General features: G+C 61.5%; 14 protein-coding genes and 2 tRNA genes. 2 read left to right on the plus strand and 14 right to left on the minus strand.

Going from position 1 to position 16,365, the window contains the following annotated elements; genetic code table 11:
- The first annotated feature begins 31 nt into the window (after positions 1–31).
- Both ACLEJW_RS19845 and ACLEJW_RS19850 read left to right on the plus strand, forming a co-directional pair.
- A complete protein-coding gene (locus ACLEJW_RS19845) occupies positions 32–901 on the plus strand; it encodes an oxygenase MpaB family protein (RefSeq protein ID WP_440778097.1) in 870 nt (289 codons plus the stop codon).
- Positions 902–980: 79 nt separating this feature from the next.
- Positions 981–3,917 (plus strand): DUF748 domain-containing protein, encoded by a 2,937-nt coding sequence (locus ACLEJW_RS19850; protein WP_440778098.1) that lies wholly within the window; start codon positions 981–983, stop codon positions 3,915–3,917.
- Between the two features lie 85 nt (positions 3,918–4,002).
- Here ACLEJW_RS19850 and ACLEJW_RS19855 read toward each other — a convergent pair whose 3' ends face one another.
- The 14 genes from ACLEJW_RS19855 to glmM form a co-directional block, all read right to left on the minus strand.
- Positions 4,003–4,353, minus strand: coding sequence for a BON domain-containing protein (locus ACLEJW_RS19855; RefSeq protein WP_313299368.1), 351 nt, complete (start codon positions 4,351–4,353; stop codon positions 4,003–4,005).
- 268 nt (positions 4,354–4,621) lie between these two features.
- On the minus strand, positions 4,622–6,727 hold the full coding sequence (gene pnp / locus ACLEJW_RS19860) for a polyribonucleotide nucleotidyltransferase (protein ID WP_313299365.1): 2,106 nt from the start codon (positions 6,725–6,727) through the stop codon (positions 4,622–4,624).
- A 15-nt stretch (positions 6,728–6,742) separates the two neighbouring features.
- Positions 6,743–6,931: a hypothetical protein gene (locus tag ACLEJW_RS19865; RefSeq protein WP_440778099.1), complete on the minus strand. Its 189-nt coding sequence runs from the start codon at positions 6,929–6,931 to the stop codon at positions 6,743–6,745.
- A gap of 46 nt (positions 6,932–6,977) precedes the next feature.
- On the minus strand, positions 6,978–7,247 hold the full coding sequence (rpsO, locus tag ACLEJW_RS19870) for a 30S ribosomal protein S15 (protein WP_016391796.1): 270 nt from the start codon (positions 7,245–7,247) through the stop codon (positions 6,978–6,980).
- Between the two features lie 147 nt (positions 7,248–7,394).
- Positions 7,395–8,312: a tRNA pseudouridine(55) synthase TruB gene (gene truB / locus ACLEJW_RS19875; RefSeq protein ID WP_145190772.1), complete on the minus strand. Its 918-nt coding sequence runs from the start codon at positions 8,310–8,312 to the stop codon at positions 7,395–7,397.
- A gap of 3 nt (positions 8,313–8,315) precedes the next feature.
- Positions 8,316–8,711, minus strand: coding sequence for a 30S ribosome-binding factor RbfA (rbfA, locus tag ACLEJW_RS19880; RefSeq protein WP_145190769.1), 396 nt, complete (start codon positions 8,709–8,711; stop codon positions 8,316–8,318).
- Between the two features lie 116 nt (positions 8,712–8,827).
- Positions 8,828–11,353, minus strand: a complete 2,526-nt coding sequence (gene infB, locus ACLEJW_RS19885; RefSeq protein WP_145190767.1) for a translation initiation factor IF-2 — start codon at positions 11,351–11,353, stop codon at positions 8,828–8,830.
- Positions 11,354–11,380: 27 nt separating this feature from the next.
- Positions 11,381–12,862, minus strand: a complete 1,482-nt coding sequence (gene nusA, locus ACLEJW_RS19890; RefSeq protein WP_145190764.1) for a transcription termination factor NusA — start codon at positions 12,860–12,862, stop codon at positions 11,381–11,383.
- Between the two features lie 59 nt (positions 12,863–12,921).
- Positions 12,922–13,380: a ribosome maturation factor RimP gene (gene rimP / locus ACLEJW_RS19895; protein WP_033696040.1), complete on the minus strand. Its 459-nt coding sequence runs from the start codon at positions 13,378–13,380 to the stop codon at positions 12,922–12,924.
- Between the two features lie 130 nt (positions 13,381–13,510).
- Positions 13,511–13,587: transfer RNA gene (locus tag ACLEJW_RS19900), tRNA-Met, on the minus strand.
- A 100-nt stretch (positions 13,588–13,687) separates the two neighbouring features.
- Positions 13,688–13,773, minus strand: a tRNA-Leu gene (locus ACLEJW_RS19905).
- Between the two features lie 21 nt (positions 13,774–13,794).
- Positions 13,795–14,190: a preprotein translocase subunit SecG gene (gene secG, locus ACLEJW_RS19910; protein WP_145190761.1), complete on the minus strand. Its 396-nt coding sequence runs from the start codon at positions 14,188–14,190 to the stop codon at positions 13,795–13,797.
- A gap of 4 nt (positions 14,191–14,194) precedes the next feature.
- Positions 14,195–14,950: a triose-phosphate isomerase gene (gene tpiA, locus ACLEJW_RS19915; protein WP_145190758.1), complete on the minus strand. Its 756-nt coding sequence runs from the start codon at positions 14,948–14,950 to the stop codon at positions 14,195–14,197.
- Between the two features lie 66 nt (positions 14,951–15,016).
- Positions 15,017–16,357 carry a phosphoglucosamine mutase gene (gene glmM / locus ACLEJW_RS19920; protein ID WP_145190755.1) on the minus strand — a complete coding sequence of 447 codons (1,341 nt, stop codon included), beginning with the start codon at positions 16,355–16,357 and terminating at the stop codon, positions 15,017–15,019.
- Positions 16,358–16,365 lie beyond the last annotated feature (8 nt).

Genomic DNA, 16,365 nt, shown 5'->3' on the forward strand with positions numbered 1-16,365 from the left:
TTTGCATGGCCGCCTACAGCCGTAGGTGGCCATGGAAGCTTTACGCCGTCGCATTGAAACCCAAGTCATGAGCCTTACCGGGCTTGCCCTGGGGCAACTGGACCTGGAATCGCCCAAAGGCGACCCTGGGCTGTTCGGCCCGCACAGCGTCAGCTGGCAGGTGCATGGCGATTTTCCGAGCATGCTGGTCGGCGGCATCAGCGCCCTGATGCTGCAACTGCTGCACCCCCTGGCCCTGGCCGGGGTCTGGGACCACTCCAATTTCCGCGAAGACCTGCTTGGCCGCCTGCGCCGCACCAGCCAGTTCATTTCCGGCACCACCTTCGGCGCGACCCGCGATGCCGAATGGCTGATCGACAAAGTGCGTACCATCCACCTGCAAGTCACTGGCACTGCGCCCGACGGGCGCGCCTACGCGGCCAGCGACCCGCAATTGCTGACCTGGGTGCACGTGGCCGAGGTCAGCAGCTTCCTCGCCGCCCACCTGCGTTACTGCAATCCACACCTGCCGGTAGCCGATCAGGACGCCTACTATGCCGAGATCGCCCTGATCGCCGAGCGCCTGGGCGCCGCCGGCGTGCCGCGTTCCTGCCAGCAGGTCGAGGCTTACCTGCAACGCATGCGTGGCCAGCTGCAGTGCAGCGCGCGCAGCCTCGAAGTGGTGGGGATATTGCTCGACGCGCCGGCCCCCAGCAGGTTGGCGCAGCCGGTGGGCAAGTTGATGCTGCAGGCCGGCGTCGACCTGTTGCCGGACTGGGCCAGGCGCATGCTCGGGCTGCATCAGGGCCCGCTGCAGCAACGCATGATCCGCCTTGGCCTGCAACGCACCGCGCCGATCCTGCGCTGGGCGATGCGCGATGGCTCGGCGCACCGCGCCAAACGCAGAATGGGCATCGAGTGAGGGTAAAGTGCCCAGCGCAGCGGAACCGATTTAACCTGCCATACTCCAACCACCCCTGCTCCGACAGACGAAGCGACACATGTACAAAGGATTGACCCGCGCCCTGGGCGCCTTGTTGACTCTGGTAGCCCTCTACAGCCTGTTGGGCTTTCTCATCGTTCCGGGTATCGCCCTGCGTGTCGCCAACCAGCAACTGGCGCAGTACGCCAGCCTGCCTGCGCACTTGCAGCGTATCGAGTTCAACCCGTTCAGCCTCGAGCTGACCCTGTGGGGCCTGCAGGTCGGTGAGCCCGGCAAGGAACAGCTTGGCTTTGAACGCCTCTACGCCAACCTGGCGCTCGACAGCCTGTGGAGCGGCGCTCTGCACCTGCAGGCCGTCGAGCTGGAAAAACCACGCACCGAGGTGCTGTTCGCCAAGGACGGCAAGCTCAACCTGAGCCAGCTGTTCAAGCTGCCGCCCAGCCAGGCCAAAGCCGACGAGCCCGCCAGCGACCCATTTCCGCTGCGCATCGGCAGCATCAAGCTGGCCGGCGGCTACCTGCGCTTCGCAGACCTGCGCCCGAGTGAGCCGATCGAGTTCCTTTACGATGACATGAATCTGGAGCTCAAGAACCTCAGCACGCTGCCCGACGACAACGCCGACATGACCCTGGTCGCCTTGAGCCCGAACGGTGGCCGAGTCGACTGGAGCGGTACGCTGAGCCTGACGCCGATCGCCTCGCAAGGCACCTTGAAGATCACCGACGCCAAGATCAAGCTGTTCTGGCCCTACGTGCGCGACGCCGTGCCGCTGGTGCTCGAAGACGGGCTGATCAACCTCGATACCCACTACAGCCTGAATCTGTCGAAACAGACCGAGCTGCGCCTCGAACAGGCCTCGGTGAAGGTCGCACCGTTCGCCATCAAGGCGCCTGACGGGCGGCAATTGGCGCGCCTGGCCAGTTTGCAGGTCAGCGACACCACGCTCGACCTCGCCAGGCAACAGGTCACCGTCGGCAAGGTACGCAGCGAAAAACTGGAAACCTGGGCGGCCTTGGAAGCCGACGGCCAGCTCGACTGGCAGAAGCTGTTCGCCAGCCAGCCGAGCAAAGCCAGCGCCAAGGAGAAAGCCGCGCCGGCCACCGCCGCGCCGAGCGCCGAAGAACAGGCAGCTAGCCAGCCAAGCAAGCCATGGCAGGTGTTGCTCAAGGATGTGCAACTGCGCAACTACCAGGTCCACCTCGCCGACCGCAGCCAGCAAGAGCCGGTGGCGCTGGACATCGGCCCGCTGAATGTCGACATGCAAGGCTACGACAGCCTCAACAAGTCGCCCTTCACCGTCAAGCTCGACACCGGCGTCGGACGCCAGGGCACGCTGCAGGCAGCCGGGCAAGTCAACCTGGCGCCGGTGACCGCCCAGCTCGCTGTCAGCACACGCGACATCGACCTGCGGATTGCCCAGGCCTACCTCAGCCCATACATTCGCCTTGAACTGCGCAGCGGCATGCTCGCCAGCGACCTGCAGGTCAACCTGAGCAATACCAGCCCGCTCGCCTTCACCGTGGCCGGCAAGGCCCAGGTCAATCAGCTGCATACGCTGGACACCATCAAGGGCCGCGATTTCGTCAAATGGCAGCAGGTCAGCCTCGACGGTCTGTCTTATGTACACGGCGATGCCCTGTCGATCGACAAGGTGACGTTGCTGCAGCCCTACGCCCGCTTCATCATCAACGAGGACCGCAGCACCAGCGTCGACGACTTGCTGATTGCGCAAGCGCCCGAAGCGCCGGCCGGCAGCCCTGCTCAGTCGCGCACCGCTGCCGCGAGCAAGCCATTGGGCATTCGCATCGGCCAGATCGCCATCAATGACGGCTCGGCCAATTTCGCCGACCTGACCCTGACGCCGAACTTCGCCACCGCCGTACAGCAGCTCAACGGCCAGATTGGCACCATCGATAATCGGCAGGCAGCGCCGGCCAAGGTCGATGTCAAAGGCAAGGTCGACCGTTACGCGCCGGTAACCATCAAAGGCGCGCTCAATCCGTTCAACCCCTTGGCCAGCCTGGATATCGCCACCAGTTTCAAGCGCGTCGAGCTCACCACCCTGACGCCCTACTCGGGCAAGTTCGCCGGTTATCGCATTCGCAAGGGCCGGCTCAACCTCGACCTGCACTACCTGATCAGCAACGGCCAACTCAAGGCCGAAAACAAAGTGGTGATCGAGCAGCTGCAGTTGGGCGAGAAGGTCGACAGCCCCGATGCGGTGGACCTGCCGGTGCGCCTGGCAGTCGCCCTGCTCAAGGACACGCAAGGCAAGATTTCCATCGAGCTGCCGGTAAGCGGCGACCTCAACAACCCGCAGTTCAGCGTCATGCCGATCGTTTGGCAAACTCTGCGCAACCTGGTGCTGCGCGCCGCTCAGGCACCGTTCAAGTTCATCGGTGGCCTGATTGCCGGGGGTGGTTCGCAAGACCTCGGCACGGTAGCGTTCGCGCCCGGCTCCAGCGACCTCAGTGCCGAGGCGCAGGCGGCCCTGGACAAGCTTGGCGCAGCGCTCAAGGAGCGCCCGCAATTGCGCCTGGAGATCGAAGGGACCAGCGCACAGAGCAGTGACGGCCCGCTGATCGCCGAGCAACGGCTTGAACGCGAGTATCAGGCGATCTGGTACAAGATCCTGCAGCGTCGCGGTGACAAGGTGCCGGCCAATGCTTCACTGCTGGTCGTCGATGACAGCGACAAGCCGGCGATGCTCGAAGGCATCTACCGCACTCGTCTCAAGCAGCAACCGCCCGCTGAGTGGGAACAACTGGACCGCGATGCACGCACCACGCGCTTGCGCGAGGCCGTGCTCAAGTCCTGGGCTGAAAGCACCGCGCTGCTGCGCACGCTCGGCCAGGATCGGGCCAGCAGCATCAAGGATTACCTGGTCGACAAGGGCAAGCTGGAAGACGACCGGGTGTACTTCATCGACACCCATCTGGGCCAGGCCGAGCCTGATGGTCGGGTGATCACCCCGATGCACCTGGATGCTGAGTAAGCAGCGACTTAAATAGAAAAACCCCGGCGATTGCCGGGGTTCTTCGATGCAAGTGGCCAAATCCGTTTGGCCGACGGGACAATCCTTATTCGGCTTTCAGGCCGTCAGCCATTACGCTCTTGACGCCTTTGATGTTCTTGGTGATGCGCACAGCTTCAGCTTTTTGCGACTCGGTGACTTTTACGTCGGAAGACAGCGACACAACGCCGTGGCTGGTTTCTACTTTGATGTCGCTGCCTGGAACGCCTTTTTCAGTCATCAGGTCAGCTTTCACCTTGGTGGTGATCCAGGTGTCAGAACCTTCCTGCTTGGCGTTGTCCACGGTGTTGGCGGCCAGCATCACTGGAGCTTGGGTAGCTTCAGCGGCGAAAGCGCCGTTAGCCATGGTCAGGGTCAGAGCGGTAGCAGTAGCGGCAGCAATGGCGAACTTCTTCATTTGGGTCACTCCTGTTTATTCGAAAGGTCTGCGCCGGATGCCCTGGCGTCAGATACAAGAGATATTGCAGGTGCTGTGCCAGCTTTTCCGCTTCGCTTGTTTCCTTATAAATCAATGACTTATGCATACCAGGACGATGGCGTCATCGTGCATTTTGCAATTGGCAGCTGAAACCTGCATGCAAGATGCAAGTCCGCAAAAGGTTCCGATGCAGGCATAAAAAAAGGGCTCCCGCAGGAGCCCTTCTTTACTGTCGCAGTTCGGTCGCTTACACGCCCGAGGCCTTGGCGGCAGCTACGTCCTTGATCGACAGTTTGATACGACCGCGGTTGTCCACGTCCAGTACCAGCACTTCGACTTCCTGACCTTCTTTGAGCACGTCGGTGACTTTCTCGACACGCGCGTCGCTCAGCATCGAGATGTGCACCAGGCCGTCCTTGCCAGGCAGGATGTTGACGAAGGCGCCGAAGTCGACAATACGCTCGACCTTGCCCACGTAGATCTTGCCGATCTCGGCTTCGGCGGTGATGCCCAGGATGCGCTGCTTGGCAGCTTCAGCGGCGTCCTTGGTTTCGCCGAAGATCTTGATCGAGCCATCGTCTTCGATGTCGATCGACGCCTTGGTTTCTTCGCAGATGGCGCGGATGGTGGCGCCGCCTTTGCCGATGACGTCACGGATCTTGTCGGTGTCGATCTTCATCGCGATCATGGTCGGTGCGTTGGCCGACAGCTCGGTACGCGACTGGCCGATGATCTGGTTCATCTGCCCGAGGATGTTCAGGCGCGCTTCCAGGGCCTGGCCCAGGGCGATTTCCATGATTTCTTCGGTGATGCCGTTGATCTTGATGTCCATCTGCAGCGCGGTCACACCCTTGGCGGTACCGGCAACTTTGAAGTCCATGTCGCCCAGGTGGTCTTCGTCACCGAGGATGTCGGTCAGAACGGCGAACTTCTCACCTTCCTTGACCAGGCCCATGGCGATACCGGCGACCGGTGCCTTCATCGGCACACCGGCGTCCATCAGTGCCAGCGAGGCGCCGCAGACCGAAGCCATCGAGCTCGAACCGTTGGACTCGGTGATCTCCGACACCACGCGAATGGTGTACGGGAACACATCGGCCGCTGGCAGCATGGCCTGTACCGAACGACGGGCCAGACGGCCGTGGCCGATTTCGCGGCGACCGGCGCCACCCATGCGACCACATTCGCCGACCGAGAACGGTGGGAAGTTGTAGTGCAGCATGAACGGGTCTTTCTTCTCGCCTTCGAGGGTATCGAGCAACTGCGCGTCACGTGCAGTACCCAGGGTCGCAACGACCAGGGCCTGGGTTTCGCCGCGAGTGAACAAGGCCGAACCGTGGGTCTTGGGCAGAACGCCGACTTCGATGTTCAGCGGACGCACGGTCTTGGTGTCACGACCGTCGATACGTGGCTTGCCGTTGACGATGTTTTCGCGAACGGTGCGGTATTCGATTTCGCCGAAGATCTCTTTGACCTCGGCAGCCGAAGGCTGGCCTTCTTCGCCGGAGAACTTGGCGATGGCCTGGTCGCGCAGCTCGCCCAGACGGGCGTAGCGGTCAGCCTTGACGGTAATGGTGTAGCCCTGCGAAACGGCTTCGCCGAACTCGGCGCGAATGGCGTTGAGCAGTTCGGTGTTGGCAACGGCAGGCTTCCAGTCCCACGTCGGCTTGCCCGCTTCGGCGGCCAGCTCTTTGACGGCCTGGATGACGGCTTGGAATTCGTCGTGGGCGAACAATACGGCGCCCAGCATCTGGTCTTCGGTCAGCTCTTGCGCTTCGGATTCAACCATCAGCACGGCGTCGGAAGTACCGGCGACGACCATGTCCAGGCTCGAGGCAGCCAGTTGCTCGTAGGTCGGGTTCAGCAGGTAGCCGGTGCTTTCGTGGAAGGCCACGCGGGCGGCGCCGATCGGGCCTTCGAACGGGATGCCGGAGATCGCCAGGGCAGCCGAGGTACCGATCATCGCCGCGATGTCCGGGTCGGTCTTCTTGCTGGTGGAGACCACGGTGCAGACGACCTGCACTTCGTTCATGAAGCCTTCTGGGAACAGCGGGCGGATCGGACGATCGATCAGGCGCGAGGTCAGCGTCTCTTTCTCGGAAGGACGGCCTTCACGCTTGAAGAAGCCACCCGGGATCTTGCCGGCAGCGTAGGTTTTTTCCTGGTAGTGGACCGACAGCGGGAAGAAGCCCTTGCCTGGATCTGCCTGCTTGGCACCCACTACGGTCACCAGCACGGTGACGTCGTTGTCGACGGTAACCAGCACGGCGCCGGTTGCCTGGCGGGCGATGCGGCCCGTTTCGAGGGTAACGGTCGATTGACCGAACTGGAACTTCTTGATTACCGGGTTCACGGTTTCCTACCTTTTTCAGTGGCTCTTGGGGGAACTGGTTTCTTGCGAATTCTTGGGCAGAACGGGGAATCGGCCCCATTGACCGTCCAGATACAACACGAGGTTGGGAGCCTGGCTGCCGAGCGGTAAACCGCTCAGCAAATCCAGGCTGCCAACCTCGTAGATACGCGTGGCGTGTCCGACGACGATGCTGCGAAGCAGCATAGCCGAAACTTGCGACACGCCATGCACACCACTGACGAGGCCGCTATTAGCGGCGCAGGCCCAGGCGACCGATCAGGGCGCTGTAACGAGTGGTGTCTTTACCCTTCAGGTAATCCAGCAGCTTACGACGCTGGTTGACCATACGGATCAGACCACGACGGGAGTGGTGGTCTTTATCGTTGGCCTTGAAGTGGCCTTGCAGCTTGTTGATGTTGGCGGTCAGCAGAGCAACCTGCACTTCCGGGCTACCGGTATCGCCGGCGGCTTGCTGGTAATCGGCAACGATCTGAGCTTTTTCTTCAACGCTGAGGGCCATGAGGCTTCTCCTGATAAACGAACCCTTTGACAGGTCCAATAGGCCAGGGACAAATCCCTGTATTAATAAAATGAGCTGTGACCGTGCCTACTGACAGCCACCCTCGGTTCCACCGGCTCGAGCCGAAGCCCTCGCCCGTGGTTTCGGTCATTCCGACCGAATCAGTCGACGCGGCGCAATGCGCCCGTCTTCGCTCACTTCACCGATACCGATGAAGCGTGCATTGTGATCCTGTACGCGGACCATGCCGAACTGCGGTGCATCCGGTGCACGCACTGCCTGGCCGTGCAGCCAGTAGAACGCGCTGTGCTCGGACAGGCACACCAGTGGCCAGTCCTGCAAACCGCTGTCCGCGGGCATGAGGAAGCGATCGAGCGCTTCGTTGCCACCGTCGGCGTGGGCCTGTTCGAGTTCCTCGAGGGTCACCGTCTGGGCCAGGACGAAAGGCCCAGCCTGGGTACGGCGCAACTCGGCGACGTAGGCACCGCAGCCCAGGGCTTCGCCGATATCCTCCACCAGGGTGCGGATATAGGTGCCTTTGCTGCAGCCGACCGACAGTCGCGCACGGGTGCCTTCGCACTCGAGCAACTCTAACCGGCCAATAGTAACAGAACGCGCCTCGCGCTCCACTACCTCTCCTGCACGCGCCAGCTTGTACAGCGGCTGGCCATCACGCTTGAGCGCCGAGTACATCGGCGGCACCTGCTGGATTTGACCGCGAAAACGCGGAATGACCGCCTCGATATCGGCGCGACCGACGGTCACCTCGCGCGTCTGCAGCACTTCGCCTTCGGCGTCCGCGGTGGTGGTGGTCTGGCCCAGCTGCATGACCGTCTCGTAACCCTTGTCGGAGTCGAGCAGGTACTGGGAAAACTTGGTCGCCTCACCGAAACACAGCGGCAGGACGCCGGTGGCCAGGGGGTCGAGGCTACCGGTGTGGCCGGCCTTCTCGGCATTGAGCAACCAGCGGACTTTCTGCAGCGCCGCATTGGAAGTGAACCCCAGCGGCTTGTCGAGCAGGATGATGCCGCTGACATTGCGGCGGATACGTTTGACCTGGGCCACCGCTTACTCCTCGGTGTCCGGCTTGGAATCCTGGTGCAGACGGTCTTCGGCGACCGCGCGCTCGATCAGTGCCGACAGGTGGGCACCACGGCTGACGCTCTCGTCGAAGTGGAAGTGCAGTTGCGGCACGCTGCGCAATTGCATCGAGCGCCCCAGGTGCAAGCGCAGGAAGCTGGCGGCACTGTTGAGCGCCTTGAGCGACTGCTGCACGGCGTCCGGGGTTTCCTCGCCCATGACGGTGATGAACACCTTGGCATGGCCCAGGTCACGGCTGACATCGACCGCGGTGATGGTCACCAGGCCGACGCGCGGGTCTTTGACTTCACGGCGGATCAGTTCCGACAGCTCACGCTGCATCTGATCGCCGATGCGTTGGGTACGGCTGTATTCTTTGGCCATTCTTGCTACCTGTAACTTAAAGCGGCAAACGCCCGGTCAGGCTGAGGCCTGACCGGGCGCTACCTACCGAGGCGCAGCCCACCGCCCTGCGGCGGGGGCTGGCGCCCTGCTCACCCTTAGAGGGTACGAGCAACCTGGACTTTCTCGAAGACTTCGATCTTGTCGCCGACCTTGACGTCGTTGTAGCTCTTGACGCCAATACCGCACTCCATGCCGGCACGGACTTCGGCAGCGTCGTCCTTGAAGCGACGCAGCGACTCCAGCTCGCCTTCGAAGATCACCACGTCGTCGCGCAGTACGCGGATCGGACGGTTGCGGTGCACGGTACCTTCGATGACCATACAGCCAGCGATGGCGCCGAACTTCGGCGAACGGAACACGTCACGCACTTCGGCGACGCCCAGGATGTTCTCGCGAACATCGCTGCCGAGCATGCCGGTCAGGGCTTTCTTGACGTCTTCGATGATGTCGTAGATCACGTTGTAGTAACGCATATCCAGACCTTCCTGCTCGACGATCTTGCGCGCACCGGCATCGGCACGCACGTTGAAGCCGAACAGCACCGCGTTCGAAGCCAGCGCCAGGTTGGCGTCGCTTTCGGTGATACCACCGACGCCGCCACCGATCACGCGGACCTGAACTTCGTCGTTGCCCAGACCGCCCAGCGAACCCTGCAGTGCTTCCAGGGAACCACGCACGTCGGTCTTGAGGACGATGTTGAGGGTCTTCTTCTCTTCCTGACCCATGGTCTCGAAGATGTTTTCCAGCTTGCCGGCGTGAGCACGGGCCAGCTTGACCTCGCGGTACTTGCCCTGACGGAACATGGCAACTTCGCGGGCTTTCTTCTCGTCGGCAACCACCGACAGCTCGTCACCGGCTTCCGGCGTACCATCCAGACCGAGGATCTCGACCGGGATCGACGGGCCAGCTTCCTTCACCGGCTTGCCGTTCTCGTCGAGCATGGCGCGCACGCGGCCATAGTTGGAGCCGCACAGCACCATGTCGCCCTGACGCAGGGTACCGTCCTGAACCAGGATGGTCGCCACTGGGCCACGGCCCTTGTCCAGGCGCGATTCGACGACCACGCCACGACCTGGAGCGGTCGGAGTGGCGGTCAGCTCGAGGATCTCGGCCTGCAGCAGCACCGCTTCGAGCAGCTCGTCGACACCGGTACCCATCTTCGCCGAAACCTTGACGAATGGCGTGTCGCCACCCCAGTCCTCGGAGGTCACACCTTCGACGGCCAGTTCGTTACGGATGCGATCGAGGTCGGCACCCGGCTTGTCGATCTTGTTCACCGCGACCACCAGCGGCACGCCAGCTGCCTTGGCATGCTGAACCGCTTCGCGGGTTTGCGGCATCACGCCGTCGTCCGCCGCCACCACCAGGATGACGATGTCGGTCGCCTTGGCACCACGGGCACGCATCTGGGTAAACGCAGCGTGGCCAGGGGTGTCGAGGAAGGTAACCATGCCGCGGTCGGTTTCCACGTGGTAGGCACCGATGTGCTGGGTGATACCACCGGCTTCGCCAGCGGCAACCTTGGCACGACGGATGTAGTCGAGCAGCGAGGTCTTGCCATGGTCAACGTGACCCATGACGGTAACCACCGGCGCGCGCGACTCGGTCTGGCCTTCGAACTTCAGCGATTCGGCCAGGGAATCTTCCAGGGCGCTGTCGCTGATCAAGGTGACCTTGTGGCCCAGCTCTTCGGCGATCAGCTGCGCGGTTTCCTGGTCGAGCACCTGGTTGATGGTGACCGGAGTGCCCATCTTGAACATGAACTTGACCACTTCGGCGCCCTTGACGGACATCTGCTGGGCCAGTTCCGAGACGGTGATGGTCTCGCCGATGGTCACGTCACGGATGACGGGGCCAGTCGGGTTCTGGAAGCCGTGCTGGTTACGCTTCTTCAGCTTGCTCTTGCCACCACGACCACGACGATTGCCATCGCTCTCTTCGTCGGTGGTACGCGGAGCGGCACGTGGGGTCGGTGCCTTTTCTTTCTCTTTGACCTTGACCTTGATCGACACACGAGGGGCTTCGCCACGACGACGGTCGTCATCACGGGTGCGGCTTTCGTTGCGACGGGTCTCGTCTTTCTTGCGCTCGGCAGCGCGGGCTGCGGCGTCTTCGGACGCCGGGGCGTCGGCAACTACCGGAGCCTGGGCAGCGGCAGGTGCCGGTGCCGGCTTGGCGGCAGGCGCAGGGGCCGCTGGAGCCTCGGCAGCCTGACGGCGCGCTTGCTCTTCGTTGCGCTGGCGAACTTCGGCCTCGACCTTGTCGCGGGCAGCGTTTTCAGCCGCACGGCGCTCTTCCAGCTCACGCTTCTGCTCAGCCTGGATTTCTTCAGGGCTGCGCTGCACGAAGACTTTCTTCTTGCGTACTTCTACGCTGATGCTTTTGCTACCGGCGACACGCAGGGTGCTGGTGGTCTTGCGCTGCAAGGTAATCTTGCGCGGCTCTTCCGCCTTGCTCTTGTGGCTGCTCTTCAAATGAGTCAGCAGGGTCTGCTTCTCATTGTCGGTCACTACCTGACCGGCGTCGGTGTGCGGCAGACCTGCCTCACGCATCTGCTGCAGCAGGCGCTCTACCGGTGCCTCGACCTCTTGGGCCAGTTCTTTCACCGTGACTTGCGTCATGCACTTCTCTCCTCAGGCCGCGCCTAATTACTCGAACCAGTGGGCTCGGGCGGCCATGATCAACTTGCCGGCACGCTCTTCGTCGATGCCGTCGATGTCGAGCAGGTCGTCAATCGACTGCTCGGCCAGGTCTTCGCGGTTAACCACGCCGCGCACCGCCAGTTCCGCCGCCAGGTCCTTGTCCATGCCCTCGAGGGAGAGCAGGTCTTCGGCCGGATGGGCGTCTGCCAGTTTTTCTTCGGTAGCGATGGCCTTGGTCAACAAACGGTCCTTGGCACGAGCGCGCAGCTCATTGACGATTTCTTCGTCAAAGCCATCGATGTTGAGCATTTCTTCCAACGGTACGTAGGCAATTTCTTCGAGGCTGGTGAAGCCTTCGTCGACCAGCACTTGGGCCAGCTCCTCGTCGACTTCCAGTTCCTCGATGAAGTTACGCAGGATATCGCCGGTTTCAGCCTGTTGCTTGGCCTGGATGTCCTTCTCGGTCATCACGTTCAGGGTCCAGCCGGTCAACTGACTGGCCAGGCGAACGTTCTGGCCACCACGGCCAATGGCTTGCGCCAGGTTGTCTTCGCCAACTGCGATGTCCATGGCATGGGCATCTTCATCAACGATGATCGCCGCGACTTCGGCCGGCGACATGGCGTTGATGACGAATTGCGCCGGGTTCTCGTCCCACAGGACGATATCCACACGCTCACCGCCCAACTCGCCGGAGACAGCTTGCACGCGCGAACCGCGCATGCCGATGCAGGCACCTTGCGGGTCGATGCGCTTGTCTTTGGAGCGGACGGCGATCTTGGCACGCGAACCCGGATCACGGGAGGCGGCCATGACTTCGATGAGGCCTTCGGCGATTTCCGGCACTTCGATGCGGAACAGTTCGATCAGCATCTGCGGCGCGGTGCGCGACAGGATCAGCTGAGGACCGCGGTTCTCGGTGCGGATTTCCTTGAGCAGCGCACGCAGGCGCACGCCAACACGGAAAGTCTCGCGTGGGATGATGTCTTCGCGAGCCAGCAAGGCCTCGGCGTTGTTGCCCAGGTCAACGATGACGTTGTCGCGGGTAACTTTCTTGACGGTACCGGAGATGATCTCGTTGACCCGTTCGCGGTAGGCGTCGACCACCTGGGCGCGCTCGGCTTCACGGACCTTCTGCACGATGACCTGCTTGGCAGTCTGCGCGGCGATACGACCGAATTCGATGGACTCGATCTTTTCCTCGATCACGTCGCCAATCTTGGCTTCGGGATGAGTGTCCTTGATCTTGTCCAGCCAGGTTTCGATTGCCGGGTCGTCCAGGTCGTTCTCGTCGACCACGGTCCAGCGACGGAACGTCTCGTAGCTACCGGTGTGGCGGTTGATTTCCACACGCAGGTCGACTTCGTCTTCAAAACGTTTTTTGGTTGCAGTAGCCAGGGCCACTTCCAGCGCTTCGAAAATGACGCCGGGCGGTACACCTTTTTCGTTGGATACCGATTCAACAACCAGCAGTACTTCTTTGCTCATCGTACGCCTCGCCTTGCGCAAGCCATTGGGCCCGGATCGTCCGCCGGGCCCGGCACGTCTCAGTCAAAACTGGGAATAATATTGGCCTTGTCGATCGAGTCGATCGGCAGCAGGAACTCTTGGTTGTCCACCTGGACCACCACATCCTGATCCTCCACACCGCGGAGGAGACCCTGGAAGTTACGACGACCCTCGAAGGGTGAACGCAGCTTGATCTTCACTTGTTCGCCGGCATGCGAGGCAAACTGTTCCAGCGTGAACAGCGGGCGATCCATGCCTGGAGAGGAAACCTCAAGGGTATATTCGCTGCTGATCGGATCTTCCACATCGAGGATCGCGCTGGCCTGTCGGCTGACCGCTTCGCAGTCGTCCACCAGGATGCCGTCTTCCTTGTCGATATAGATGCGCAGTACCGAATGCTTACCCTGGGAAACGTATTCGATCCCCCAGCATTGATAGCCCAGACCCTCGACCACCGGGGCCAACAAGGCCTGCAACTGTTCTAGCTTGCTCGACACCTGAACCCCCTCGTGCATGCTGTGCAAATAAAAAATGGGCGAAGCGCCCATCCCTGAAAGCGCCGTAGGACAACGACGCCGTAAATTGTTCGGCTAGCAAAAAGCCCCTGAAAAGGGGCTCCGCTGAAGCTGGTTGCGGGGGCTGGATTTGAACCAACGACCTTCGGGTTATGAGCCCGACGAGCTACCAAGCTGCTCCACCCCGCGACAAAGCTGGGGCGAAAGTATAAGACCTAACCCGCTTGAGGGTCAAACCCAAACCTTCACCTGCAAGAAAGCCCGCTAAAGCGGGCTCTCAAGCTTCAATTGGTACCGAGAAGGGGACTCGAACCCCTACACCCTATGGGCACAACCACCTCAAGGTTGCGTGTCTACCAATTCCACCACCTCGGCAATACTACTACTTGAAACCCGTTACTTCTGCTCTTCGGCGGGAGGAGGTACATCACCGGTTGGGGTGGTTTCGCTCTTCTGCTCTTGGAGCACCGGTACATCATCATTAACTGCCGGCTTCTTCTGCTCTTGCACTTCAAGCACTGCTGGATCTGGAAGACCCGCTTGGCTCAGCTGGTGAGCTTGTTGCTTCGCGAAGTATCCTAACCCAAGTGCTGTCAAAAAGAAAGTGGCAGCGAGTATTGCAGTTAATTTACTTAGGAACGTTGCAGAACCTTGACTCCCGAACACAGTGTTAGAAGCACCTGCGCCGAAAGATGCACCTGCTTCCGCACCTTTACCCTGTTGCAGCAGAACCAGCACTACAAGCGACAGCGCTGCCAACAGATGAAAAACAACGATAACTGTTTCCAGCATTTGTTCAGTTTCCTGCGGCGCGACAAATTGCACCGAATTCGTCTGCGTTCAGGGACGCTCCACCAATGAGCCCCCCATCGATATCCGGCATGCCGAACAGTTCGGCCGCATTGGCCGCCTTCACGCTGCCGCCGTAGAGAAGCTGCACGTTAGCGGCAACTTCGGCGTCTTCGGCCGCCAACTGGGCCCGGATGGCAGCATGCACATCCTGAGCTTGTTGTGGCGAAGCCGTCAAACCTGTGCCAATGGCCCATACCGGCTCATAGGCGATAACTGCATTGGCAAAAGCCTTAACACCGAACGCGTCGATGATACTGCTTAGTTGACGCCCTACAACTTCGAGCGTCTTGCCTGCCTCACGCTCCTCGAGGGTTTCCCCTACGCAGAGCACCGGCATTAAACCACTAAGTTGAGCGGCTGCAAACTTGTCTTTCAACACTTCTTCGCTTTCGCCAATGATCTGGCGGCGCTCGGAATGGCCAATCAACACCAACTTGCAACCCGCTTCAACCAACTGACTCGGTGCAACTTCACCTGTCAGCGCGCCCTGCTCGGGCTTTACTGCGGAATTCTGTGCGCCAACGGTGATTCCTTTGCCGGCCAAGCCATCGACAACCTGATGGATGAACAACGACGGTGGAAACACCGCGACTTCGACACCGTTCGGCACGGACAAATTGCCCAGGCCCAGGATCAGCTCAGCGACGCTGGCGCGGGTACCGTGCATCTTCCAGTTACCAGCTACCATGGGGCGACGCATGCTTTACCTCGTCGGTCAAAGTGGGCGCAGATCTTACCCAACCCGATCTGCGCTGGCAAGCCTCTTTCAGGCACAAACTTCCGTTACCAGCTTGGCCAGAGCCTCCGCGTGGCCGCGAACCTGGGTTTCATCGTCGCCTTCGACCATGACCCGCACCAGCGGCTCGGTACCGGATTTGCGCAACAGCACCCGCCCGCGACCAGCCATGGCTTCGGTGGCCTTGGCGCTGGCTTCCTTGACCGCAGGATGTTCCAGCGGATCGACCTGGCTGGCGCCGAAGCGCACATTGATCAACACCTGCGGGCACTTGCGCAAGGCCTGACGCGCCTGCGCCAGGGTTTCCCCGCGGCGCTTGAGCGCCATCAGCACCTGCAGCGCCGCGATGATCGCATCCCCCGTGGTGGTGTGGTTGCAGCACACCACGTGACCCGAATTTTCGCCACCGAGCAGCCAATTGCGTTCGAGCAGCTCGGCCATCACGTAGCGGTCACCGACCTTGGCCCGCACGAACGGCACGTCCAGATCCTTGAGCGCCAGCTCCAGGCCCAGGTTGCTCATCAGGGTACCGACCACCCCACCCTGCAGCTTGCCGCGTTCCTGCAAGTCTCGGGCGATGACGTACAACAGTTCGTCACCATCGACGATGGCCCCGGTGTGATCGACCATCAACACCCGGTCGCCATCGCCATCGAAGGCAATGCCCAGGTCAGCATGGCCGACCAACACTGCGGCCTGCAGCGATTCGATATGGGTCGAGCCACAACCTTCGTTGATGTTCAGCCCGTCCGGCTGCGCATGCAACACCGTGACATCGGCGCCCAACTCGCGGAACACGCTGGGCGCGACCTTGTAGGTGGCGCCGTGGGCGCAGTCGACCACCAGCTTGAGGCCGTCGAAACTGGTGCTGCTGGGCACGCTGCTCTTGCAGAACTCGATGTAACGGCCGGCGGCGTCGTTGATGCGCGAGACCTTGCCCAGCTTGCCGGACTCGACCACGGTCATCGGCTGGTCGAGCAGCTCTTCGATCATCAGCTCGACCTCGTCGGGCAACTTGGTGCCTTGGCCGGAGAAGAACTTGATGCCGTTATCGTCATGGGGGTTGTGCGAGGCGCTGATGACGATGCCGGCTTCGGCGTGGAACGTACGCGTCAGGTAGGCGATCGCCGGAGTCGGCATCGGCCCGAGCAGCATGACGTCGGCACCAGCAGCGGACAAACCGGCTTCGAGTGCGGACTCGAACATGTAGCCGGAAATACGCGTGTCCTTGCCCACCAGCACGCGGCAATGCCCCTGCTTGCGGAAGGCCATGCCGGCCGCCCAACCCAGTTTCAACATGAAGTCCGGGGTGATCGGGTATTCGCCGACGCGGCCACGAATGCCGTCGGTACCAAAGTATTTTCTGCTCATAGGGACTC

This window comes from Pseudomonas sp. SMSB3 (genome assembly GCF_052041965.1).
Taxonomy (GTDB): Bacteria; Pseudomonadota; Gammaproteobacteria; order Pseudomonadales; family Pseudomonadaceae; genus Aquipseudomonas.

Bases quoted from the DNA above. Each gene is read 5' to 3' on its own strand.
- rbfA (WP_145190769.1), bottom strand. From the start codon at position 8,711: ATGGCCAAAGAATACAGCCGTACCCAACGCATCGGCGATCAGATGCAG.
- secG (WP_145190761.1), bottom strand. From the start codon at position 14,190: ATGCTGGAAACAGTTATCGTTGTTTTTCATCTGTTGGCAGCGCTGTCG.
- ACLEJW_RS19850 (WP_440778098.1), top strand. From the start codon at position 981: ATGTACAAAGGATTGACCCGCGCCCTGGGCGCCTTGTTGACTCTGGTA.
- ACLEJW_RS19855 (WP_313299368.1), bottom strand. From the start codon at position 4,353: ATGAAGAAGTTCGCCATTGCTGCCGCTACTGCTACCGCTCTGACCCTG.
- tpiA (WP_145190758.1), bottom strand. From the start codon at position 14,950: ATGCGTCGCCCCATGGTAGCTGGTAACTGGAAGATGCACGGTACCCGC.
- rpsO (WP_016391796.1), bottom strand. From the start codon at position 7,247: ATGGCCCTCAGCGTTGAAGAAAAAGCTCAGATCGTTGCCGATTACCAG.
- ACLEJW_RS19845 (WP_440778097.1), top strand. From the start codon at position 32: ATGGAAGCTTTACGCCGTCGCATTGAAACCCAAGTCATGAGCCTTACC.
- glmM (WP_145190755.1), bottom strand. From the start codon at position 16,357: ATGAGCAGAAAATACTTTGGTACCGACGGCATTCGTGGCCGCGTCGGC.
- infB (WP_145190767.1), bottom strand. From the start codon at position 11,353: ATGACGCAAGTCACGGTGAAAGAACTGGCCCAAGAGGTCGAGGCACCG.
- nusA (WP_145190764.1), bottom strand. From the start codon at position 12,862: ATGAGCAAAGAAGTACTGCTGGTTGTTGAATCGGTATCCAACGAAAAA.
- ACLEJW_RS19865 (WP_440778099.1), bottom strand. From the start codon at position 6,931: ATGCTGCTTCGCAGCATCGTCGTCGGACACGCCACGCGTATCTACGAG.